The sequence below is a fragment of the Dactylosporangium sp. CA-092794 genome, from assembly GCF_050948465.1.
Lineage (GTDB): Bacteria > Actinomycetota > Actinomycetes > Mycobacteriales > Micromonosporaceae > Dactylosporangium.
Genome location: NZ_CP192044.1, coordinates 8,650,929 through 8,672,752 on the forward strand (window position 1 = coordinate 8,650,929; position 21,824 = coordinate 8,672,752).

The 21,824-nt window shown below is 75.3% G+C and carries 22 protein-coding genes; 4 read left to right on the forward strand and 18 right to left on the reverse strand.

The window, feature by feature from the left end:
• Nucleotides 1-85: 85 nt before the first annotated feature.
• Together ACQPXD_RS37180 and ACQPXD_RS37185 are read left to right on the forward strand one after the other, a co-directional pair.
• Nucleotides 86-1,297: an acyltransferase family protein gene (locus tag ACQPXD_RS37180; RefSeq protein ID WP_432826424.1), complete on the forward strand. Its 1,212-nt coding sequence runs from the start codon at nt 86-88 to the stop codon at nt 1,295-1,297.
• The gene (locus ACQPXD_RS37185) at nt 1,284-2,399 is read left to right on the forward strand and encodes an acyltransferase family protein (protein WP_432826426.1); all 1,116 of its coding nucleotides are present in this window, start codon (nt 1,284-1,286) and stop codon (nt 2,397-2,399) included. The genes ACQPXD_RS37180 and ACQPXD_RS37185 overlap by 14 nt, the downstream gene beginning before the upstream one ends.
• On the opposite strand, the gene ACQPXD_RS37190 is transcribed toward ACQPXD_RS37185, so the two are convergent.
• Genes ACQPXD_RS37190 through ACQPXD_RS37240 form a run of 11 tightly spaced genes read right to left on the reverse strand, consistent with a single transcriptional unit; the run spans nt 2,341 to nt 14,474 of the window.
• Complete coding sequence (locus ACQPXD_RS37190; protein ID WP_432826428.1) at nt 2,341-3,204, reverse strand: TylF/MycF/NovP-related O-methyltransferase; 864 nt, start codon at nt 3,202-3,204, stop codon at nt 2,341-2,343. The two genes, ACQPXD_RS37185 and ACQPXD_RS37190, sit on opposite strands and share 59 nt — an antisense overlap.
• Entirely contained in the window at nt 3,095-4,447 is a 1,353-nt protein-coding gene (locus ACQPXD_RS37195) for a hypothetical protein (RefSeq protein WP_432826430.1), read from the reverse strand. Before ACQPXD_RS37195 ends, ACQPXD_RS37190 begins: the two co-directional genes overlap by 110 nt.
• Nucleotides 4,447-5,613, reverse strand: coding sequence for a glycosyltransferase family 4 protein (locus ACQPXD_RS37200; RefSeq protein WP_432826432.1), 1,167 nt, complete (start codon nt 5,611-5,613; stop codon nt 4,447-4,449). The genes ACQPXD_RS37195 and ACQPXD_RS37200 overlap by 1 nt, the downstream gene beginning before the upstream one ends.
• Nucleotides 5,601-6,605, reverse strand: a complete 1,005-nt coding sequence (locus ACQPXD_RS37205) for a glycosyltransferase family 2 protein (protein WP_432826434.1) — start codon at nt 6,603-6,605, stop codon at nt 5,601-5,603. The genes ACQPXD_RS37200 and ACQPXD_RS37205 overlap by 13 nt, the downstream gene beginning before the upstream one ends.
• Nucleotides 6,563-7,852, reverse strand: coding sequence for an O-antigen ligase family protein (locus tag ACQPXD_RS37210; protein WP_432826436.1), 1,290 nt, complete (start codon nt 7,850-7,852; stop codon nt 6,563-6,565). The genes ACQPXD_RS37205 and ACQPXD_RS37210 overlap by 43 nt, the downstream gene beginning before the upstream one ends.
• The gene (locus tag ACQPXD_RS37215) at nt 7,849-8,982 is read right to left on the reverse strand and encodes a glycosyltransferase (RefSeq protein WP_432826438.1); all 1,134 of its coding nucleotides are present in this window, start codon (nt 8,980-8,982) and stop codon (nt 7,849-7,851) included. The genes ACQPXD_RS37210 and ACQPXD_RS37215 overlap by 4 nt, the downstream gene beginning before the upstream one ends.
• Nucleotides 8,969-10,252 (reverse strand): glycosyltransferase family 2 protein, encoded by a 1,284-nt coding sequence (locus tag ACQPXD_RS37220; RefSeq protein WP_432826440.1) that lies wholly within the window; start codon nt 10,250-10,252, stop codon nt 8,969-8,971. The genes ACQPXD_RS37215 and ACQPXD_RS37220 overlap by 14 nt, the downstream gene beginning before the upstream one ends.
• Nucleotides 10,249-11,094 carry a class I SAM-dependent methyltransferase gene (locus ACQPXD_RS37225; RefSeq protein WP_432826442.1) on the reverse strand — a complete coding sequence of 282 codons (846 nt, stop codon included), beginning with the start codon at nt 11,092-11,094 and terminating at the stop codon, nt 10,249-10,251. The genes ACQPXD_RS37220 and ACQPXD_RS37225 overlap by 4 nt, the downstream gene beginning before the upstream one ends.
• Complete coding sequence (locus ACQPXD_RS37230; RefSeq protein WP_432826444.1) at nt 11,091-11,981, reverse strand: methyltransferase domain-containing protein; 891 nt, start codon at nt 11,979-11,981, stop codon at nt 11,091-11,093. Before ACQPXD_RS37230 ends, ACQPXD_RS37225 begins: the two co-directional genes overlap by 4 nt.
• The gene (locus ACQPXD_RS37235) at nt 11,978-13,507 is read right to left on the reverse strand and encodes a lipopolysaccharide biosynthesis protein (protein ID WP_432826446.1); all 1,530 of its coding nucleotides are present in this window, start codon (nt 13,505-13,507) and stop codon (nt 11,978-11,980) included. Before ACQPXD_RS37235 ends, ACQPXD_RS37230 begins: the two co-directional genes overlap by 4 nt.
• On the reverse strand, nt 13,500-14,474 hold the full coding sequence (locus ACQPXD_RS37240; RefSeq protein ID WP_432826448.1) for a sugar transferase: 975 nt from the start codon (nt 14,472-14,474) through the stop codon (nt 13,500-13,502). The genes ACQPXD_RS37235 and ACQPXD_RS37240 overlap by 8 nt, the downstream gene beginning before the upstream one ends.
• A 123-nt stretch (nt 14,475-14,597) precedes the next feature.
• Between ACQPXD_RS37240 and ACQPXD_RS37245 the strand changes: the two genes are divergently transcribed.
• Both ACQPXD_RS37245 and ACQPXD_RS37250 read left to right on the forward strand, forming a co-directional pair.
• Nucleotides 14,598-16,388, forward strand: coding sequence for a DUF4012 domain-containing protein (locus ACQPXD_RS37245; protein ID WP_432826450.1), 1,791 nt, complete (start codon nt 14,598-14,600; stop codon nt 16,386-16,388).
• Between the two features lie 50 nt (nt 16,389-16,438).
• Nucleotides 16,439-16,969, forward strand: coding sequence for a hypothetical protein (locus ACQPXD_RS37250; RefSeq protein ID WP_432826452.1), 531 nt, complete (start codon nt 16,439-16,441; stop codon nt 16,967-16,969).
• A 29-nt stretch (nt 16,970-16,998) separates the two neighbouring features.
• On the opposite strand, the gene ACQPXD_RS37255 is transcribed toward ACQPXD_RS37250, so the two are convergent.
• The 7 genes from ACQPXD_RS37255 to ACQPXD_RS37285 all read right to left on the reverse strand — a co-directional run bounded on the left by ACQPXD_RS37255 (nt 16,999) and on the right by ACQPXD_RS37285 (nt 21,777).
• Nucleotides 16,999-17,538: a gamma carbonic anhydrase family protein gene (locus ACQPXD_RS37255; RefSeq protein ID WP_432826454.1), complete on the reverse strand. Its 540-nt coding sequence runs from the start codon at nt 17,536-17,538 to the stop codon at nt 16,999-17,001.
• 28 nt (nt 17,539-17,566) lie between these two features.
• On the reverse strand, nt 17,567-18,142 hold the full coding sequence (locus tag ACQPXD_RS37260) for a DUF5134 domain-containing protein (RefSeq protein ID WP_432826456.1): 576 nt from the start codon (nt 18,140-18,142) through the stop codon (nt 17,567-17,569).
• 14 nt (nt 18,143-18,156) lie between these two features.
• On the reverse strand, nt 18,157-18,564 hold the full coding sequence (locus tag ACQPXD_RS37265; protein ID WP_432826458.1) for a four-helix bundle copper-binding protein: 408 nt from the start codon (nt 18,562-18,564) through the stop codon (nt 18,157-18,159).
• An 89-nt stretch (nt 18,565-18,653) separates the two neighbouring features.
• Complete coding sequence (locus tag ACQPXD_RS37270; protein WP_432826460.1) at nt 18,654-19,439, reverse strand: ABC transporter permease; 786 nt, start codon at nt 19,437-19,439, stop codon at nt 18,654-18,656.
• Nucleotides 19,440-19,452: 13 nt separating this feature from the next.
• Complete coding sequence (locus ACQPXD_RS37275) at nt 19,453-20,238, reverse strand: ABC transporter permease (protein WP_432826462.1); 786 nt, start codon at nt 20,236-20,238, stop codon at nt 19,453-19,455.
• Nucleotides 20,239-20,257: 19 nt separating this feature from the next.
• The gene (locus tag ACQPXD_RS37280; RefSeq protein WP_432826464.1) at nt 20,258-21,193 is read right to left on the reverse strand and encodes an ABC transporter ATP-binding protein; all 936 of its coding nucleotides are present in this window, start codon (nt 21,191-21,193) and stop codon (nt 20,258-20,260) included.
• Nucleotides 21,194-21,300: 107 nt separating this feature from the next.
• Nucleotides 21,301-21,777 carry an Lrp/AsnC family transcriptional regulator gene (locus tag ACQPXD_RS37285; protein ID WP_432826466.1) on the reverse strand — a complete coding sequence of 159 codons (477 nt, stop codon included), beginning with the start codon at nt 21,775-21,777 and terminating at the stop codon, nt 21,301-21,303.
• Between the last annotated feature and the right edge of the window lie 47 nt (nt 21,778-21,824).

Sequence of the window (21,824 nt, forward strand, 5' to 3'; positions counted from 1 at the left end):
ACGCTGACGCTGCGGTGCTGCCGCCGATGGCGTCGCGACAGATCCCCCGGTCATCACCATGGCCCGGACCTCCAGGAGCCCTTCCGTGCGCCTACCGATCACCACCCCGCGTGGCCTGCCGACGCTGGCGGAGCGGTACTCGCCCCGGCAGAACGCGTTCGGCGCGCTGCGGCTCGCGTTCGCCGTCGCGGTGCTCGTAGCGCACGCCTGGTCGCTGGGGTACGGCAAGGCCAGCCCGGGCTACTGGCTGACGTCGACCCAGACCGAGCTCGGCGCGTTCGCGCTCTACGGCTTCTTCCTGATCTCCGGCTTCCTGGTCACCGACAGCGCGCTGCGCTCGTCCCTGGCCGGCTACCTGTGGGCCCGGTGCGTGCGCGTCTTCCCCGGCCTGTGGGCGTGCCTGCTGGTGACGGCCTTCGTGTTCGCCCCCGCGGTGGCGCTGTACGAGCGCGGCACGCTCGACGGGTTCGCGAACGCCCCGGACGGGCCGCTGCGCTACGTCGCCGTCAACTGGCTCGGGTCGATGGACCAGTACACGATCTCCGGACTGCTCTCCACGACGCCGTTCGGGCGGCTCGTGCACGGGCCGAGCGCGTTCGACGGTGCGCTGTGGACGCTGCGGTACGACCTCGCCTTCTACGGCGTGGTCGCCGTCCTCGTCGTGACCGGCGCGCTGCGCGGCGCTCCGCGTGTCGTGCCGGTGCTGGCCGCCGGCTGCTACGTGCTCATCCTGCGGGACCTGTTCAGCACGCCGGGCTGGACCGTGCGGCCGCCGGCACACGGTTCGATCCACGTCCCGCTGGCCGGCTCCTTCGCCGCCGACTGGACGCTCTATCTCGGCTTCGTGTTCCTGCTCGGCGTGGCTTTGCGGCTGTACGCCCACCGCATCCCCGTGCACGCCGCCGTGGCGGCCGCCGCGGCCGTCGTGCTCGCCGGGTCGCTGTGGCTCGGCGGGTTCATCGCCGTGGGCATCCCCGCGTACGCGTACCTCGTGGTCTACGCCGCGGTCACGCTGCCGAGCAGCCGCACGGCCGGCCGGCGCGACTACACCTACGGCATGTACATCTACGGGTTCCCGGTACAGCAGAGCCTCGCCCTGCTCGGCGCCAACCGGTTCGGCGTCGCCGCGTTCATCGCGTTCAGCCTCCTCGGCACGCTCGGGTTCGCGGTGCTGTCGTGGCACCTGGTCGAGCGCCCGGCCCTGCGCTGGAAGCAACGGCGAGCGGTGTCCGGGCAACTCGTGCCCGCCCGTGAGCCGGACCAGCCGCATGCCGGTGAGGCCGTTGCGACCCGGTAGCCGCCCGGGCCGGGACCGGTACCTGGACCTCTGGCGCGCCGCCGCGATCCTGCGCGTCGTCGCGTTCCACGCCACCGGCTGGGCGTGGCTCAACCTCGCGTTCCCCGCCATGGGCCTGATGTTCGGCATCGCCGGTTCGCTGATGGCGGCCTCCGCCGACCGGTACGGGCACCGGGCGGTGGTCAGGCGCATGCGCCGGTTCCTCGTCCCGCTGTGGGTCTACGCGGCGGTGACCGTCGCGGTGCTCGTCGCCGCGGGCTGGTCCATCCCGGACCTCGGCCCGGCCGCGCTGGTGTGGTGGGTCGTCCCGGCGCGGGTGCCGCCGACCGGCGGGCCGGCGTGGGCCTGGGCGTTCAACGTCGGCCTGTGGTACCTGGTGACCTACTTCTGGCTGGTGCTGCTCTCGCCGCTGCTGCTGCGGCTGTTCCGCCGGTGGCCCTGGCCGTGCCTCGCGGTCGCGACCGTCCTGCCGCTGCCCTACCTGTTCGCCCCGGCCGCCAGCGGCTACTTCGTCGCCACCTACCTGTCCTGCTGGCTGCTCGGCTTCGCCCACCACGACGGGCTGCTGCGGCGGCTGCCGGCCCGCGCGTGCGTCGCGGCGATCGCCGGGCTGGCCGTGGCGGGCGGCGGCGGGCTGCTGGTGGCCGCCCGCGCCGGTTCCGGGTTCGATCCCACCGCCACGCCGGGCGCCTGGACGCTGTGGTCGATGGCGTTCGTCGCCGCCGTGCTGCGGTTCCGGCCCCGGGCCGGCCAGCACGGCCGCCGGGCGCGCGGCGGATTCGCGGACCGGGCCGCCGGTCTCGTCAACGCCCGGGCCGTCACCATCTACCTGTGGCACATTCCCGGCGGCGTGCTGATCGCGGGCCTGCTCGTGCCCGTCCTCACCGGCGATCCGCTGGTGGGCGAGGTACTGCGCGCGCTCGGCCCGGCCGCGGCGATCGCGGTCGCGGTGCCGCTGCTGGGCTGGGTGGAGGATCTGGCCGGGGGCCGGCGCCGAGCACCGGCCCCCGCACCGGCCGGCTCGGCGCCGGCCGGGCCGGCGGCTACGCCGTGCGCTGCCAGTACCGGCAGGTCCAGTCGACGGGCCGCAGTTCGTCGGTGATCGCGTGCTCGGCCCGGAAGTCGTCCACGGCCTGCTTGCAGCCCCGCACCGCGTGGTAGTCGTCGACGATGACGTATCCGCCCACGGACAGTTTCGGGTAGAGCGAGCGCAGCGCGACCATCGTCGAGTCGTACAGGTCACCGTCGAGGCGCAGCACCGCCAGCCGCTCGACCGGCAGGGTCGGCAGCGTGTCCTCGAACCAGCCGGGCGCGAACCGCACCCGGTCGTCGAGCAGCCCGTACCGCCGGAAGTTCTGCTCGACCCGGGAGAGCGGCACGGCCAGGAACGGCTCGCGCCACAGGGCGTCCTCCACGTCGGTGGTGCGGTCCGGGTGCGGCCGCGGCAGCCCGCGGAACGAGTCGGCGACCCACACGGTGCGGTCCGTGTCGCCGTAGGCCTGCAGGACGCCCCGCATGAAGATCACCGATCCCCCGCGCCACACGCCGGTCTCGATGAGGTCGCCCGGGACGCCGCGGCCGATCACGTCGGTGATGCACTCCCGCAGGTTGTCCAGGCGGCGCAGGCCGACCATCGTCTCCGCCTCCGGCGGCCAGTCCTGGCCCTCCGCCCGGGCCTGCGCGCTGAACACGTAGCGGTGCACCAGTTCCAGCCCGCGGCGGCGCAGGAGCCGGTGTACCTGGCGGTAGACGCCCGCGCGCCAGGAGCGCGGCCGGGGGCGGTACGGCGTGTAGGTCTCACCGAACGCGTACCGCGTCAGGGTGTTCCTCAGCAGGTCGCAGTACAGCCGCCGCGGATCCTCGGCCGCGGGTTCGACGGTTCGCTCGACGGACAGCGTCTCGGTCATGCTCATTCCTTCGGTCCTCGTTCGGTGCTTGCTCGGTGTCGGTCTCGGTCGTTTCGGGTCGGTCGGGCGCGGCGGCGGCCGGCCACTCGGTCGGGTGTTCGGCCGGGTGCCCGGGCCGGGCCGCCTCGCCGGTGGCGTTGACCACGACCACCCCGACCAGCGGCGTGCCCAGCCGCTCCAGCAGCATCACGGCGCGGCGCGCCTCGCTCGCGCGGCTCACGCCGTTCTGCACCACCAGCAGCACGCCGTCGGCGCCGCGGGCCAGCTCGGCCAGTCGCGGACCGGCGAGCACCGGCGGCGCCGCCGTCACGACCAGGTCCGGCCCGCCGCCGTCGCCCGCGGCGTCCTCCCCCGCGGCGGCCCGGGATGCGGCGTGCGCCAGCAGCTCGGCGACGACGTCCTCGCGGTCGCCGCCCTCCGCGCTGGTGACCAGGATCCGCTGCCGTCGCGGCGGACCGGTGAGCACGGCCAGCGCCGCCACCGTCGCGTCGAGGGCACCGGCGACGTCGGGGCGGCCCGCCATCGCCTCGGTGCCGCGTCGCACGAGCCGCTGGGACAGCCGCGGGAACACCGCGAGCACCGGCCGGCCGAACAGGGTCGCGGTCCGGCTCAGGCCGTGCAGCCGGCCGTCGATGCGGTCCCGCAGCGACCGCAGGCCGAAGCCGCCGAGGAGCCCGACCAGCGCGCCGAGCACGCCGTTGGTCAGCGGCTTGGGCGACACGGGCCGCGAGGGCGGGTCGGCGGCGTCCAGCGGCCGGGCGGTCACCGGGGTACCCCCGCCCATCCGCAGCTGCGGCAGCTGGCGGCTCAGCGCCTGCGTGGCGGCGTTGGCGATCGCCGCGGCGTGCTCGGCGGAGCCGGCGGTCGCCGTCACGGTGATGACCTGCAGCCCCGGCTCGTAGGAGCTCTTGAGGTGACCGATGACCTCCCGGCCGGGCAGGTGCAGCCGGGCCGCCGCCTCGGTCGCCACCTCGCGGGACTCGGCCACCCGGGCGATGGTCGGCAGCAGCGCCTGCGCCAGGGTCAGCTCCAGCGGAGCGGCCGCCGCCGGCTGGTCGTCGGCGGCCGGTGCGCCCGGCGCCGCGGCGGCGATCAGGACCGACGCCTCCGCCTTGTAGGTACGGGGCAGCACCGCGGTGATCGCGAGCGCCCCGATCACACCGGCGCACAGCCCGGCGGCCGGGAAGGCGGTGTATCCCAGGAGCGTCCGGAACACGGACCGCATGTGCGTGGTCAGCCTCACTACAGCATCACCTCTCGCTCGGCCGGCACGGGCTGCGCGATCAGCCCGTGCCAGACCTCTGACATGCCTTCGGCGATGTGCCTCCAGCTGAACTCGGTGGCGGCCCGGTGCACGCCGCGCCCGGCCATCCGCGCGGCGGCGGCGGGATCGTCCCGCAGCGCCGCCAGCCGCCGTGCCAGCGCGGCGGCGTCACCGGCCGGGAAGATGTGCCCCGCGTCGCCGACGACGTGCGGTATCTCGCCCTGGTCGCTGCCGACGACCGGCACGCCGCAGGCCATCGCCTCGACCAGCACCCGGCCGAACTGCTCCTGCCAGCGGATCCCGATCCACGGCAGCACGTTGCGCTGCATCAGCTCGACGGAGGGCAGCACGAGCGCGTCCATGCGGTGCAGCAGCGAGGGCAGTTCGGCGTGGCCGGCCCAGCCGTGCACGGTGATGCGCCCCGGCCGGCGGGCCGCGGCGGCGGCGATCTGCTCACGCAGGCTGCCGTCGCCGACCAGCAGCACGTCGCAGTCGATGCGCTCGGCCGCCGCGAGCAGCGTCGGCAGGCCCTTGTTGGCCTCGAACCGGCCGACGAAGCCGGCGGTGAAGCGCCGGCGCGCCGGCGGGCGGACGGCGGGGCGGAACAGGTCCGTGTCGACGCCGAGGGGCACGATCGTGGCCGGGCCCCGGTAGCCCTTCGCCCGGATCACGCGCAGCGCCGCCGGCGTGATCGGCAGGACGTGGTCGACGGCGCGGAACGCCCGCCGCTCCAGCCACGGGAATGGCGGCGGGAACCGCATCACGAGGTTCTGCGCCGCGTAGAGCGTCACCGGCACCGACGGCCACCGGCGGCGCAGGTTCAGCACCTGCCGGGTGGAGAGGTACCCGGCCTCGCCGATGATGTGGACGACCTGCGGCGGCCGCGGCAGCAGCCGGCGCAGCGCGCCGGGCCGGAACACCACCGACGCCATGTGCCCGGTGCGGTCCTCGCCGATGAGGTACGGCACGACGTGGTGGCGCAGCCCGGGGTAGCGCGCGGCCAGCCGGGAGAGCTCCGGCAGGGTGCCGGCCGACACGTCGGCCACCGCCAGGGTGAGCTCGATGTCCGGCCGCTCGCACAGGGCGGCGAACAGCTCCGTCCAGTGCTCGGTCCGCTTGCCGACGACGGTGATCAGGACGCGCATGGGCGGCGCTCCAACGACTCCGGGGTCGCCCGGTAGGCGATGCGCAGGATGTGGGCCCACGCGCGGGCGCGGGCGGCGCCGTCCTCGCGGTGCCAGGCCGAGCGGACCGCGGCCAGCCCGATGCCGAGCAGTGCCCGGACCAGGACGGCCAGCCGGACCGCGGAGAACGCCGGACGCCGGTGCCGGGCGAAGAACAGCAGCATGCTGCGGTACAGGTGCGGCCAGATGTGCGCCGGATCGCGGCTGCTCGCCCCGCCGGTGTGCCGGGCCTGCACCGTGGGCACGTACACCACGCTGTAGGCCTGCTGCCACGCCCGCAGGCACAGCTCCTCGTCCTCGTAGTACAGGAAGTACCCGTCGTCGAGGCCGCCGACGGTGACCAGCAGCTCGGTCCGCACGGCCAGGCACGCGCCGGCCAGCCAGTCGACGCAGTGCGGCTCCCGGGGCCGGCGGCAGGCGTCGTAGGCGCGCCGCCGCTTCGCGCCGCACAGCAGCCGGCGGACCCCGACCGGCACGAGCGTGCCGCCGAACCGCGACGCGACGACGGTGGCCAGCGACTCGAACGGGTGGGCGCTGATCGCCACCCGCCCGTCGGTGCCGACCAGCCGGGGCCCGGCGATGCCGACCGACGGCCGGTCCCGCACGTAGCGCACCAGCGCCCGGGCGGTGTCCGGCGGCACCACGCAGTCGGGGTTGACCAGCAGGACGACGTCCGCGCAGCCGCGGCGCATCGCCTGGTTGACCGCGCGGGCGAACCCGGCGTTGGTGTCGTTGACGATCAGGTCGACCTGCGGGAACCGGGCGGCGACCAGGGCCGCCGTGCCGTCCGGCGAGGCGTTGTCGACCACCCGGACCGACATGCCGGTGGCGAGCAGCGCCGTGAGCGCCTCCGCGACGTACCCGGCCGAGTTGTAGGTGACGACGATCGCCGTGCAGTGCAGCGGATCCGTCACCGGATCGGCAACGCCCGCGCCGGCGTCCACTGTGTACATGTGCTGTCCCCCGTGTGTTGGAGCGTCAGTAGCGTCAGGGCCGGCAGGAGGCCCAGCTCCCAGTGGCCTCCGGTGGGGCTGGCGAACACCGCGGCGGCGAGGAAGCCGCACGTCAGCCCGGAGAACGCCAGCGCCAGGTCGTGCCGCCCGCCGAGGCCCGCGCGCAGGGCGCGCAGCAGCGGCCACAGCACCACGCACATGCCGACCAGCCCGACGTTCGCCAGGATCATCACGTAGAAGGCGTGGTACACCGGGCCGACGTCGGTGACCGTGAAGCCCGGCAGGTAGATGTCCGGGGTCGACTGGCCGAGCCCCGCGCCCAGCAGCGGGTTGTCGGTGAAGACGGTCAGCCCGACCGCGGCCTCCGACGCGCGGTGACCGGCCGAGCGCCGCAGCGCCTCGGCCACGTTGGTCGAGCGGGCGCTGAGGTCGACGAGCGTGATGAGCACGATGCCCAGCACGGCCAGGCCGGCCGCCGCACCGGCGAGGCCGCGCCGGACGGCGGCACGGCCGCGCAGCGCCAGCACCAGGCCGGCGATGCCGGCGGCGACCCAGATCCCGCGGTAGGACGCGAGCACCACGTCGGCGACGAAGAGCGCGGCCAGCAGCGCGGCCCCGGCCCGGAGCCAGCCCCCGGTGCGGCCGATGGCGACGATCAGCGGCGGGACGGCGATCAGCGGGATCAGCCCGCCGTGCCGGTCCGGTGCGGTCAGCCCGGCGAGTGTCAGCAGGCCGCACGCGCTCACGTAGAGCAGCCCGGCGTTGCGCAGCTCGCGGTCGTCGCGCAGGGTGCCGGTGGCGAGGAAGAAGTACGTCGGGATGACACCGAACTGGTAGGTGGTGACGGCCACCCGCTCGGGCGCGTTGCCCCGGGCCAGCCCGTACACCGCCGCGAGGACCGCCAGCACGGCCAGCCCGGCCATCGCGCCGTCGGCGACCGTGCGCCGCCGGGGCGGCTCGCCGGGCAGCAGCAGCCACCGGGTCAGCACCGCGGCGCCGCCGGTGCCGAGGATCAGCAGCTGCGTCGCGACCACCGCCTGGACGCTGCCGCCGCCGATCAGCGCGCCGGCGAGCGTGCCGCCGATGATGCCGACGGGCAGGACGGCCCACGGCCACAGCGCGAAGCCGAGCCAGCACAGCAGCAGCCCGACGGCCGCGAGACCGGCCGGCGCCGGCAGGGTGCTCAGCAGCCCGGCGGCCAGCGCGCCCAGGCCGCCGGCCGCCGCCGCGATCCACCCGATCCTCACGACGCCGCCAGCAGCTCGTCGAGCAGCGGCCGCAGGACGTTGCCGCGAACCGCCCAGGTGTTGTCCAGCGCGACCGCCCGGCGCCGGGCGGCGGCCCGCGGGCAGGCGGCGGCCGGCAGCGCCGCGGCGATGGCGGCGGCGAACCGGGCGGGCCCGGCAGCGAGCCGCACGGCCCCGCCGGCCGGGTCCGAGAGGCCGCTCAGGGCCGGCAACGGGGTGGCCACCACCGGCTTGCCCAGCGCCAGGTACTCGAAGCACTTCTTCGGGTGCACGTAGTCGACCAGGCCGCCGAGCCGGTACGGGATCAGCCCGACGTCGCAGGTGCGCAGCAGGTCCGGCACCGCGGGGTACGGCACCGGGCCGGTGAGGTGGACGTTGGGCAGGCGGCGCAGCGGCGCCCGGCCGGCCCGGGTCGACGGCCCGGCGAGCACGAACGTCCACTCCGGATGGTCCCGGGCGACCGCGGCCACCAGCTCGGCGTCGAACGCCCGCCGGTCGATCGCGCCGGCGTAGCCGAGCAGCGGGCGCGGCAGCCCGGCCAGCCGCGGGAGCGTCGCACCGTCCGGCGTGAACAGGTCCGGGTCGCAGCCGTTGGCGAGCACCGCCGGCGCCCGGCGGGCCGGCGGCAGCCGCTCGGGCAGCGCCGACGACGAGGCGATGACCAGGTCCGCGGCGCCGACCGCGGCGCGCAGGCCGGCCCGCAGGTGCCGGCGGTTCCACGGCCTGGTGAACGTCCAGTCGAGGTCGGCGGCGTCGTACACGACGGCGGACTCGCCGACCCGGCCGGCGACCGGCGCGGCGAGGTCCTCGTCCAGCCAGAGCACCCGGCGGGCCGGGCGGCGGTCGAGCCAGCGGCGCAGCGCCGCCGCGGCGGCCACCCGGGCGAGCCGGTTCGCCGGCGGCAGGTGGCGGACCAGCGGCAGCACCGTGGGCACGACCGCGTGCCACAGGCGCTCCCCCACCGGGCGGACGGTGAGCCGCAGCCGCGGCCGCAGCCCCGGCGGGTCGACGAACAGCACCCGCCGCGTGGCGGCCAGCTCCCGGGCCAAAGCGTGCTGCCGGTGCGCGCCGCCGCGCCACGGGGTACCGCTGAACAGGACGACCCAGTCCGGACCGTCATCGGTGTGCATGGCTCACCACGCCGTCCTCCACCAGCCGGCCCAGCACGCACCTGGCCCGCGCGTCGCCGAGGTGCAGCAGCCGGGGCCCGGCGAACCCGTCCAGCCAGCGGCGCAGCGCGGCCGTGGCGGCCCGGCGGTTGAAGCGGTCGACGGCCGCGCTGCGGTCGCCGAAGGGCAGGACGGTCGCCGGGCGCGCCACCCAGATCGACGGTGCCGCCCCGGTCACCGTCGCCGGCCAGCGGGGCCGGGTGCCGGGCGGCTCCACGAACAGCACCCGCCGCCCGGCGGCCACCTGCGCGGCGATCGGCGCCGGCACCGCCGCACCGGTCCACGGCTCGGCGCTGAAGTGCACGAACCACTCCCGGGTGTCGCCGTCCGGCAGCGGGCCGGCGTCGCCGCGCAGCGCCGCGACGAGGTCGGGCCACGCCAAGGTGACCGGCCGGCCGGCCATCCGCTTGAGCAGGTGATCGGCGACCACCAGGGCCCGGAACAGCGGTATGCGGTAGCCCGGGCCGGTTTCGCGCAGGTAGCCCACCATGCTGCCGAGCAGGTGCCGCTGCCGCACGGTCGGGCCGAGCAGCCGGCAGGAGGCGCCCCGGGTGTGGGTCACCACCGCGTCGGGCAGCATCCACAGCCGGTGCCCAGCGGCGGCGAGGTCGCGGGCCAGCAGGGCGTCGTTCCAGTAGATCGGGAACCGCTCGTCGAACACCCGGCCGGCCGGCAGGATCGAGCGGCGCAGCAGCATGCAGCTGCCGGAGGCGAGCTCGCGCGGCCGGGAGAAGTCCTCGCCCCGCATCTCGAAGCGGTGGCGGGCCTGCCGGAACCCGGGCAGCCGCCAGAGCACGGTGACCAGGCCGAGTGCGGCGGCCAGGCCGGGCTGCTGCACGTAGTGCTGCTGAAAGGTGCCGTCCGGGTTGAGGTACAGCGGGCTCACCCCGGCGATGTCGGGCCGGTCCCGCAGCAGGTCGAGCATGGTGTCCAGCGCCCCGGGATGGAACCGGACGTCGCTGTTGAGCAGCAGCACGAGCGGCGCGGTCGCGGCCCGGTAGGCCTGGTTGACCGCGGCGGCGAAGCCCACGTTGCGGTCGTTGCGCAGCAGCCGCACCTGGGGGTCGGCGGCCAGCAGGTCCGCCGAGCCGTCCCGGGAGCCGTTGTCGACCGCGATGACCTCGTACCGGCACCCCGGCTTGATGGTGGACGCCAGCGAGTCGAGGCAGGCGCGGGTCTCCTCGCGCGTGTTCCAGCTGACCAGCAGCACGGAGAGGTCCACCGGGGTCACGCCGCCGCCCCGTCGTAGCGGCGGGCGAAGAGCCGCAGCAGGTCGCCGCGGCGCGGATGGGCGACCCGCGCCGAGCCGGTCGCGACGAGGTCGGCGAGGAACAGTTCGCGGGCGTGCGCCCAGCGGGCCGGCGCCCGCCAGTAGAACCGCGAGAAGACGGTGTCGTGGCCGACCACCCGGAACCCGCGCTCGGCCAGCAGCGCGCCGAGCGTCTCCGGCGCGAAGTGCCAGCGGTGGTGGCGCAGGTCCCAGCCGGGCCAGCCCGCGCCGAGCCGGGAGGCCGCCGCGGCGGCGGCGTTCGGCACCTCCAGGGCCAGCCAGCCACCCGGTACCAGGACGGAGCGGGCGGCGTCGAGGAACGCCCGCGGATCCTCGACGTGCTCCAGAACGTGGAACGCCGTCACCGCGTCGACCGGCGGCAGCGCCGGCGCGACCGCCTCGAACGTGCCGTGCCGCACCGGGATCCGCAGCGTCTCGCCCGCGTAGCGGGCGGCGGCCGCCGAGACCTCCACGCCGGCCGCGTCGATGCCCGCGGCCCGCGCCGCCGCGACGAAGAACCCGCCCGCGCAGCCGGCGTCGACCAGCGTGGCCGGCCGGGCCACCGAGGTCAGCCAGCGCAGCCGCCGGGCCGACTCGAAGCGCCGCTGCGGGCCGTCGAAGTAGTCCGGGTACCCGGCGCCGGTGAAGTACGCCTCGTCGTACAGCTCCGCCGGCGGCGGCAGCTGGCCCGCCGTCCACCGCAGCCCGCAGGACGAGCACTCCCGCAGCGCGCCGCCGAGGGCGCCGCGATGGCTCACCGGGCCACAGAGCAGGCAGCGGACGTCGGTCCGGATCGTGGTCAACGGTTCCCTCCCGGGTTCGTGTCGGTTCGGCGCCGGCCGGCCCGCTGCGCGACGATCCGCAGCAGGTCGCCGCGCCGGGGGTGGGTCAGCCGCGCGGAGCGCAGGTCGCGCAGGTCGGCCGGCAGCAGGCGGTGCAGATGGCGCAGCCGGTACGGCACGGGCATGTAGTAGCGGAAGACGGCGGTGTCGCGGTGCACGACCCGGAACCCGCACCCGGCCAGCAGCGCGGTGAGCGTCTCCGGCGTGAAGTGCCAGCGGTGGTACCGCGGCTGCAGGGCCGGCCAGTCCAGGCCCAGCCGCTGGGCCGCGGCGGAGGCGATGTTGGGCACCTCCAGCGCGAGCCAGCCGCCGGGCCGCAGGACGGCGCCGGCCGCCGCGAGGAACCGCAGCGGATCCTCGACGTGCTCCAGGACGTGGAACGCGCACACCGCGTCGACCGGCGGCAGCGCCGGCGCGACCGACTCGAACGTGCCGTGCCGCACCGGCACGCGCAGCTGAGCCTCCGCGTACCGTACCGCCGCCGCGGAAACCTCGACGCCGGTCGCGCGGATGCCGGCCGACCGCGCGGCCTCGACGAAGAACCCGCCGGCGGATCCGGCCTCCAGCAACGACTCCGGAGCCGCGATGCGGCCACGGCGGGACAGCGAGCGCAGCCAGCGGACCCGCCGGCCGGCCTCGAACCGGCGCGGCCGCGGGTGGAAGTAGTCGGCGTTGCCGCCGCCGGCGAAGTAGTCCTCGTCGTAGAGGGTCGCCGGGTCCGGTGCCGCGCCGGCGGTCCACCGCAGCCCGCACGACCGGCAGCGGCGCAGGACACCGCCGAGCGCCGGGTCGCACGCTGCCTCCGGACCGCACAGCGGGCAGCGGGTGGCGTTGATGGTCCCGGTCACGGCGCCAGCTCCCGGCGCCGGTCGCGGGCCAGGAACAGCAGCGCCGCCGCGATCGCCAGGACCAGCGCGCCGCGGCTGCCGACGGCCGCCGCGGCGCCGGCCCGGCCGGGGCCGTCGGGCAGGTCGCCGGCCACCGCCGCCACGAGCGCTCCGGCGGCCGCCGCCGCGAGCACCGCCCGCCCGGTCACCCGCAGGATCGCGCCGAACGGCCGGCCCGTCGTGCGGTGGAAGTACCCGACGAAGTAGGCGGTGCTCGCCGTCACCGCGACGGCGGTCGCCACGGACACCCCGAGGGGGCCGGCCAGCCACAGCAGGGGCGCGGTGAGCGCTACGTTCAGCACCGCCGACAGCACGACGTAGCGGGTCTCCCGGCCGGGCCGGCCCTCGGCGCGGGTGACGACGGTCGCGGCGCCCGCCACGAGGCTGAGCGCGTGGGACGGCGCGAGGATCGCCAGGTTCGCCGCGGCCCAGGGCATTGGATGGCCGAGCCACAGCCGCACCAGCGGATCGGCGCAGACCACCAGCGCGGCGGCGCCGGGCGCGATGCAGGCGGCCAGCGCGGCGGTGGCCTTGACGTAGAACCGGTCCAGCCAGGCCGGGCCGTGCCGGGCCGCGCCCTCGACCGCCACCGGGAAGAGCGCCGTCAGCACCAGCCCCGGCGGGAGCCGCAGCAGGTTGAGCAGCCTCGTGCCGACGCCGAACGGGCCGGCCATCGCCGGTCCGAAGCAGCCGGCGAGCACCAGCGCGTCCACCTCGGTGTTGGTCAGGGCCGCGGCGTTGGAGACCTGCACCGGCAGGCCGTACCCGGCCGCGCGGCGCAGGTCGGCGGCGCGGATCAGGGCGGGTCGCGGGCGCCACTGCGGCCGGTACCGGCGGGCGGTCGCGACGGTGGCGGCGGCCCGCATCACGGCCGTCGCGGCGCTCGACGCCGCGAGCAGCACCAGGCCGCCGGAGCGGACCGCGGCGACGGCGAGCCCGGCGCCGAGCACCGCGGAGCCGCCGGCGATCCAGGCCACCGCCTCGAAGCGCTGGGAGCCCTCGAGCACGGCCCGCCAGGGCAGTTCCACCCCGCCGGCCAGCACGCCGGCCGACAGCCACAGCATCGCGTGCCACGCCTCGACGCCCACCGCGCCGAGGCCGAACAGGCGGCCGGCGACCGGCCCGCAGGCGGCGGTGACGGCCAGCACGACCAGCCCGAGGCCGATCCCCCAGGCCAGCCCGACGCCGAGCAGGGCGTCCAGCCGGCGGTCGCCGCCGTCCGCGGCGGTCCGCGCCACCTCGCGGGTGAGCATCGAGGAGAGCCCGAGATCGGTGAGCGCCAGGATCGTCACGAACCCGCTGAGCAGGATCCACACCCCGAAGCGGTGCTCGCCCAGGCGGCCGTACAGCAGCGGCAGCGTGACCACGGCGGCGGCCGCCATCGCCGCGCGCGACAGCAGCATCGCGGCGCTGTTGCGGGTGACCCGCAGCCGCACGAGCGCGGCGATGCCGGCGTGCGCCCGCCGCAGCGTCATCGGTTCAGCCACGCGGGAACCCGAGCAGGAACTCGACGGCGGTCAGCACCAGCAGCTTCAGGTCCAGCCGCAGCGAGCGGCAGTTGAGGTACAGCAGGTCGCAGCGCAGCTTCTCCTCGGCGGTGGCGGAGTAGCCGTTGGTGAGCTGCGCGATGCCGGTGAGGCCGGGCCGGACCGCGATCCGCAGCTCGTAGGAGCGCAGGCGCAGATGGTCGGTGATGAACTCCGGCCGCTCCGGGCGCGGGCCGACGAGGCTCATGTCGCCGCGCAGCACGTTCCACAGCTGGGGCAGCTCGTCCAGGCGCAGCCGGCGCAGGAACCGCCCGACCGGTGTCACCCGCTCGTCGCCGGGCGCGCACAGCACCGGCCCGGTGCCGTGCTCGGCGTCCACCCGCATGGTGCGGAACTTGACCATCCGGAAGAGCCGGCCGTGCCGGCCGACCCGCTGCTGCCGGTACAGCGGCGGCCCGCCGATGCCGGCGATCAGCGCGATGAGGAGCATGAGCGGCACCGACAGCGGGGCGGTCGCCAGCACCAGCGCGAGATCGAGCCACCGCCGGGCCGCGGCGGACCCGGGCCGTTCGTCGCCGCCGCGCAGCCGGATCCAGGGCAGGCCGCCGAGCCGGCGCAGCCGCCCGGGCTGCAGCAGCCCGTACACCGGCAGCGCCAGCACCAGCACCGTCACGCCGTTGGCCCGGCAGGCGACGACGACCCGCTCGTCGATGCGGTCCAGGCCGCACTTCACCAGCAGCAGGCGGGGCCGGTGGTGGGCGAGCAGCGCGCACAGCCGCTCCGGCCGGTCGGTCGCGGCCACCCGGCACACCACGTGGCAGTCCGCGTCGAGCAGGTCCGGCTGCGCCGACGGCCCGGCCGCCTCCAGGACGACCACACGGGGCCGGCGCTGCCCCGACACCGCCTCGACCGCCTCCGCGATCGCGGGAGGCGACACCGGCATCGTCCCGACGCTGTCAACGTCCACGTGCCCCAACCTCCTCCGCAGGTCGCAGCGCCCACTGGCGTGTCCACAGACACTATGGATCAGGGCCGGACGTATCGGGCACAAATGGCAGGAAATATCGGTAAACGGTCTAAAGTCGCGTTCATGCTCGTTCGGACCAAGGAACCGTCGCGCCGCCGCGGCTGGAAACGGCCGGTCGGTCTCGGCCTGGCACTGGCGCTCGTCGTCGCGCTCGCCGGCGGTGGCTGGACCGGCGTGCGCGGCCTGCGGGCGGCCGACGACCTCACCCGCGCCGCGGCGCTGTTCCAGCAACTGGCCGCGCAGCTCACCGCGGGCGACGCCGGCGCGGCGGCGGCCACGCTCAGCGCCCTGCAGGCGCGGACCCGCGCGGCGCGGGAGCGGACCGGCGGCGCCGCCTGGCGCCTGGCCGGGCACGTTCCCGCCGTCGGCGACGAGCTGAGCGCGGTGGCGACCGTGGCCGAGGTGCTCGACGATCTCGCCCGCCGCGCGCTGCCCCCGCTCATCGAAACGGCCGGATCGGTCGGCTCCGGCGCGCTCCTGCCCCGCGGCGGCCGCCTGCAGCTACCGGCCCTGCGGGCCGCCACGCCCAGGCTGGCCGCGGCCGACGCCGTGCTGCGCCGGGACCGGGACCGGATCGCGGCGGTACCGCTGCGCGGGCTCGACGCGCGGGTCCGCGACCGGATCGAGCAGCTGCGCGGCTATCTGGAGCGGGCCATCGCGATCACCGGGCCGCTCGCCCGCGCCGCCGCGCTGCTGCCCGCGATGATGGGCGCCGACGGTCCGCGCACCTATCTCGTGCTGTTCCAGAACCTCGCCGAGGTGCGCGCGACCGGCGGCCTGCCGGGCGCGTTCGTGGTGCTGGGCGCCGACCGGGGCGCGATCAGCATCATCGAGCAGGGCACCGCCTTCACCACGCTCGGCGAGTTCGACCGGCCCGTGCTGCCGCTCCCGGCCGCCCAGCGCGACCTCTACACCGACCGGGTGGGCAAGGTGGCCGGCGACGCGAACTTCACACCCTATTTCCCGGCGGCGGCCGCCACCCTGCGCGAGATGTACCGGCTGCGCTCCGGCCGGACCGTCGACGGCGTCCTGGCCACCGATCCCGTCGCGCTGTCCTACGTGATGGCCGCCACCGGGCCGATCGCGGTGCCGCGCGGCGGGCCGCTCACCGCCCGCACCGCGGTGCGGACCCTGCTGTCGGACGCGTACGCGACGTGGCGGACCGACGCGGAACAGGACCGCTACTTCGCCGGTGTGGCCCGCGCGGTGTTCGACCGGCTGACCGCGCTCGACGCCGAACCGCGGGCGCTGCTGGCCGCGCTGCGGCGCGCCACCGGCGAACGGCGCATGCTGGTGTGGAGCGCGCACCCGGACGAGCAGCGCCTCATCACCGGCACGGCGCTGGAGGGCGCGCTGCCGCCCGAGGACGGCCCGGACCCGACCGTCGGCGTGTTCCTCAACGACGGGACCGGCGGCAAGCTCAGCTACTACCTCAGCCCGGCGGCCTCCGTGTCGGTCGGCGCGTGCCGCCCGGACGGCCGGCGGGAGCTGACGGTCCGGGTCACGCTGTCCTCGTCCGCACCCAGCTCCGGCCTGCCGGAGACCGTGACCGGCCTGGCCCAGGCGGGGCCGTACGTCGCCCGGAGCAACGTGCTGGTCTTCGCGCCGACCGGCGGTGCCATCGCGTCGGCCGCCCTCGACGGGGCACCCGCGCCGATGGGCACCGGCGTCGAACGCGGCCGCATGGTGGGTGTCGTGACGCTGGACGTGCCGCCCGGCGGCCGGCGGACCGTCGAGCTGACGGTGCTGACCCGGGACACCCGCACCGGCCCGGCGCGCATCGAGCCCCGGCTGCAGACCACGCCGATGGCCCGGCCTTGGGCGATTACCACCGGTTCGACACAAAGGTGCTGATTATCCGATACGTTGGGAACGGCTGATCGTTCGTCCCGTGAGGGGAAGACATGCGTCCGCACCGTCCACTTCGGTCACTGCTCGTCGCGGCGACCGGTGTCCTGCTGTCGTCGGCGCTGCTGTGGGCCGCCCGGCCCGCGGCGGCCGAGCCGTATCCGGCCGTACCGCCGCAGATCACCACCTCGACCGGTGCGGTCAGCGGCGGGGGCGCGGTCCACTTCACCGGGACCGGTTTCATTCCCGGCGAGGAAATCGAGATCACCGTCGCCTACGGCGAAGCCCAGAGCCGCGTGCTCAAGACCGTCAACGCCGACGCCAACGGCGACTTCAGCACCGACGTGACGCTGACCGAGCCCGGCACCGCCACCGTCGCGGCGTTCGGCAAGCTCTCCCTGGTGCGTGCCGTCGCCACCGTCACCGTGCTGACACCGGTCGCGGCCGTCCTGCCGGCCGGCGACCTCCCCACGACCGGCGACAGCTGGCACCGCCTGGCCTGGGAGGTCGGCGGTGGCGCCGCCGCGCTGGGGGCCGGCAGCGCGCTGCTCTGGCTGACCGCGCGCCGGCGGCGGACGGCGGCCTGAGCCGCGCCCCGCGGGGCGCGGTCCTCGGGTCACCCGAGCGGGACCGCCTGACGGTGGGCCTCGGCGAGATACACGTAGTGCTTCGCGCCGTGCTCGATCATCGCCCGTTCCCCGTCGTTCACCGGGCGGGCCACGCGGGCCGGCGCGCCGAGCACCAGGGAGCCCGGCGGGATCTCGGTGCCCTGCGTCACCACCGCCCCGGCCCCGATGACGGAGCCGGTCCCGATCCGGGCGCCGTTCATGACGACGCAGCCCATGCCGATCAGGACGCCGTCCTCCACCGTGGCGCCGTGGAGGACGACGCGGTGCCCGACCGTCACCCGCCGGCCGATGGTCAGCGGGGCGCCCGGGTCGGCGTGCAGCACGGAGCCGTCCTGCACGTTGGACTCCTCGCCGATCTCGATGGGTGCCGAGTCGCCGCGAACCACGGCCGCATACCAGACGCTCGCCAGCGCCGCGATCGTCACGTCACCGACGACCACGGCCCCGAGGGCGAGGAAGGCGCTGGCGTCGATCCGCGGCACCATGTCGGTCAGCCCCAGCACGATCCCGTCCTGCGAACTCGCCATCACGTCTCTCCTGCTCGCTAGCCGGGCGTCACATGGGCAGCATGACGATCAGCGAGGCGCCCATGGCGGCCGCCATCGCCGCCTGGTAGCCCGGTGCGGTGACGCCGCCGCGGCGAGCCGGGCGGTTCGCCAGCGCGAACGATCGCGTCGTCCACAGCACCGACGCGGCGATGAGTGCCACGGCCAGCGTACCGGTCACCGCCGGGCCGAATTCCGCCCGGTCCGGCCCGGGCAGGTGCGCGCCGGGCATCGGCGCGGCCGCGCCGTGCGGGCCGGGCAGCAGCATCCAGCACATGGACGACATCATGATCGCCTGCGTCAGGGAACTCCAGCGATCCGGGTGACCGCCGGGTGCCGCGGCGACGAGCCGGACGACGTGCCACCCGGCGGCGACGGCGAACACGGTCAGCTGCACGCCCCACGGATCACCGGCGATGCCGAACAGCATCGCCACCATGACGGCGCACATCGCCCCGTGCAGCAGGTCGGCCAGCCGGGCCGGCCACGGGTGCCGGGACCGCAAGCACCGGGGCAGGCAGTACAGCCCGGCGACGGCGAACGTCGTCACCAGCGCGATGCGGACCATCGCCTCCGACCCGGCCATCCTCAGACCATGGTTCACCCGTGCAATCCGTGCAAGACCTGCCGGCAGGCCTCGGCGCAGCGCAGCGTCGCCTGCGAGCACATGCGGCAGTGCTCGTGATGGTGGGAGTGCCGCGCGCACAGCTCGGCGCTGTGCTCGCACGCCGCCAGGCACGCCTCGAGCTGCGAGCTCAGCAGCGCGGCGTCGCTGCCGCGGGCGAGGACGCGCCGGGTGGCGGCCACGACGTCGGCGCAGTTCAGATCGCGGGTGATCGCCTCCCGCAGCGCCTGGACGTCATCCTCGGTCACCATGGCGGCCGCGCACGCCGTGACCGCCTCCTCACACTCGGCCATGGCGTCGATGGCGGCCGCCAGGCGCTCGCTGCTCACCTCCGGGCGGAACTGCAGGGTGAGGGTGCCAAGGAGATCCCGGGTCTGCGACATTGCGATCCTCCCGATGCCGGGCTGCGGTGACCGAACGCACCTACCACCGAACCGGGCGCCGAAACCGCCGCCGCGCGCCGGCCTGCCCGTCAGCGGCGCAGCGTGCGCTCCAGGCGGCGGACGGCGAGGGCGAGCGCGAGGACGCCGAGCAGCGCGAGGTAGGCGGCCGGCAGCAGCAGCCGCGGGCCGGCGTGGCCGAGGAACGGCTGCCGGGTCAGCTCGATCGCGTGGTACAGCGGCAGGGCCTCCACCAGCCACCGGATCGGCCGCGGGTACACGCCGACCGGGAAGAATGTCGTGGCGAACAGGAACATCGGCAGCATGACCAGCTGGATCAGCTGGAAGTCCTGCCAGCTGCGCAGGAAGGTGACGACGAGCAGGCCGATGGCGGCGAACGCGAAGCCGATGAGCAGCGCGGCCGGGACGACGAGGAGGACCGCGGCGGTGTGCACCAGGCCGAGCAGGCCGACCACGACGAGGAAGCCGGCGGTGACCAGCGTGCCGCGCAGCAGCGCCCACCACACCTCGCCGAGCGCGACCGAGCGCACGGTCATCGGCGTGGTCAGGATCGACTCGTAGGTCTTGTCGGTGGTGAGCTTGCCGAACATGTTGAACGTCGTCTCGTTCATCGCGCCGTTCATCGCCGCGGTGGCCAGCAGCGCGGGCGCGACGAACCGCGGGTAGGACACGGTGGTGTCGGCGAGGCCGGGCACCGTGCCGACGAGCGCGCCGATGCCGACGCCGAACGCCAGCAGGTACAGCACCGGCTCGAACACCTCGGCGAGCAGCATCACCCAGGTGTGGCGGTAGATGAGCAGGTTGCGTTCGACCATGGCGCGGGCGCGCCCGGGCCGGAGCACGTCGATGGTGGTCACGATGCTTCCCCGTTCAGCGGTGCAGTGCCCGGCGGTAGTTGCGGCGGGCGAGGACGAGGCCGGCGGCGGCCAGGGCGCCGAGGTACAGCAGGTGCACCACCGTCGGCACGGGGCGGGCGGTGCCGGTCGACAGCGTCCGGCACAGTTCCACGCCGTGCCACAGCGGCGTGCACTCCACGACCCGCCGCAGCCAGACCGGCATCTGCTCGACGGCGAAGAAGGTCCCGGAGAACATGAACATCGGCATGATGACGAAGCGCAGCATCGTGGTCAGCAGCTGCGGCCGCGTGACGGTGACCGCCCAGGCGGCGACCGGCGGCGCGAAGGCGCAGCCGATGAGCAGCGCGGCGAGCACCACCAACGGTGCCCGCACCGGGTCCACGGCGCCGAAGCCGACGCCGACGGCGGTGAACACGACCGCGGTGAGCGCGACCCGCACCAGCATGAACAGCAGATGCCCGTGCAGGATGTCCGCCGGGCGCAGCGGTGTGGCCGCCGCGGCGCGGTAGTTGCCGCCGGCCCGCGCCGAGGTGAAGACCGGCCCGGCCGCCTCGACGTAGGTCGTCTGCATGACCGCGGCGGCGAGCAGGCCGGGGACGATGAACTGCAGATAGGTCAGGCCGTGCAGGTGGCCGCCGTCGTCGACGAGCCGGCCCAGGCCGAGGCCGATGGCGGTGAGGAACAGCAGCGGGTTGGCGATGCTGATGACGACCGTGCCGCGCCACGTGCGGCGGTAGCGGAACAGCCAGTACGCGAGCTCCCGCAGCGCCGGGGACGGCGCGGAGGCGATGCTGGGCATGGAACGGGTCCCCTCGGCGTCAGTCGACCAGCGTGCGGCCGGTCAGGGTGAGGAACACGTCCTCCAGGGTGGAGCGGCGCACCAGCGCGGTGACCGGCCGGACCCCGCGGGCGTGGACGGCGGTCAGGGTCGCCTCGCCGTCGCCGGTGTAGAGCAGCAGGCGGTCGGGCAGCTCCTCGACCCGGCCGACCAGTCCCTGCGCCTTCTCCACCATCGTCTGTTTCTCGTGCGCCGCGAAGCGCAGCTCCAGGACCTCACGCGTGGTGTACCGCTCGATGAGGCCGGCCGGCGTGCCCTCGGCCACGATCCGGCCGGCGTCCATGACGACGAGCCGGTCGCACAGCTGCTCGGCCTCGTCCATGTAGTGCGTGGTGAGCAGCAGCGTCACGCCGTCCTGCTTGAGCTGGAACAGCCGCTCCCACAGCAGGTGCCGCGCCTGCGGATCGAGGCCGGTGGTGGGCTCGTCGAGCAGCACGATGTCGGGCTCGTTGATCAGCGCCCGGGCGATGGTGAGCCGCCGGCGCATGCCGCCGGACAGCGCGGCCACCGACTCGCCGGCCTTCTCCCGCAGCCGGGCGAAGTCGAGCAGCTCGTCGCTGCGGCGACGCAGGACCTTCCACGGGATGCCGAAGTAGCGGCCGTAGATGAGCAGGTTCTCCCGCACGGTGAGGTCGGTGTCCACGGTGTCGTCCTGCGGGACGACACCGAGCCGGGCGCGGATCGCCGCCCCGTCCGTGGCCGCGTCCCGGCCGAGGATGCGCAACGTGCCGCCGGTGATCGGCGAGACGCAGGCGAGCATCCGCATGGTCGAGGACTTGCCGGCACCGTTGGCGCCCAGCACGCCGAACGCCTCGCCGCGATGTACCGCGAAGTCGATGCCGTCCACGGCGACGAGTGCGCCGTAGGTCTTGCGCAGGGCGTGGGCGGCAATCATCGGTGCTGCGGCTTCGGACATCACTTGGCTCCCCCGGCGTCGCTGTCACGAGTCCGAGGGCTCACGGTACTGAGACGATCCGGGATTTTCAACGTCTTATTCAGATTTTGACGTGCTTATGAAACTGGTTACGAGTCCGCTCGGCGGGCGGCCTGGTGCAGCAAGGGCAGGACGCGGTAGGGCACCCGTTGACTGAGTGAGATCTCGGTGCGGGTGCGGACCACGCCGGGGATGGCGAGCAGCGTCTGCACCAGCGCTTCGATGCCGCTGTTGCTTTCCGCCACGACCCGGCACAGGACGTCGCCGTCACCGGTCGTCGAGTGCGCCTCCAGGATCTGCGGGATCTCGGTGAGCCGGGCCGTGACGTCGTCCAGCTTGCCCTGCGCCAGATGCAGGTGGATGAACGCTTCGACGCCGTAGCCCAGCCCGGCGGGTGAGACCTGGGCGGCGTAGCCGGTCACGGTGCCGGCGCGTTCGAGCCGGGCGATGCGCGATGCCACCGTTCCGCGGGCGATGCCGAGCAGGCGGGCGTACTCGCGGCTGCCGGCGCGCGGCTCTTCGACGAGCAGCCGGAGCAGCGCCAGATCCACGTCGTCGAGCTGCATGGTCACTCGGCCTTTCGCGCGGCAGCCGTTCGAATCAAATTCTGGAC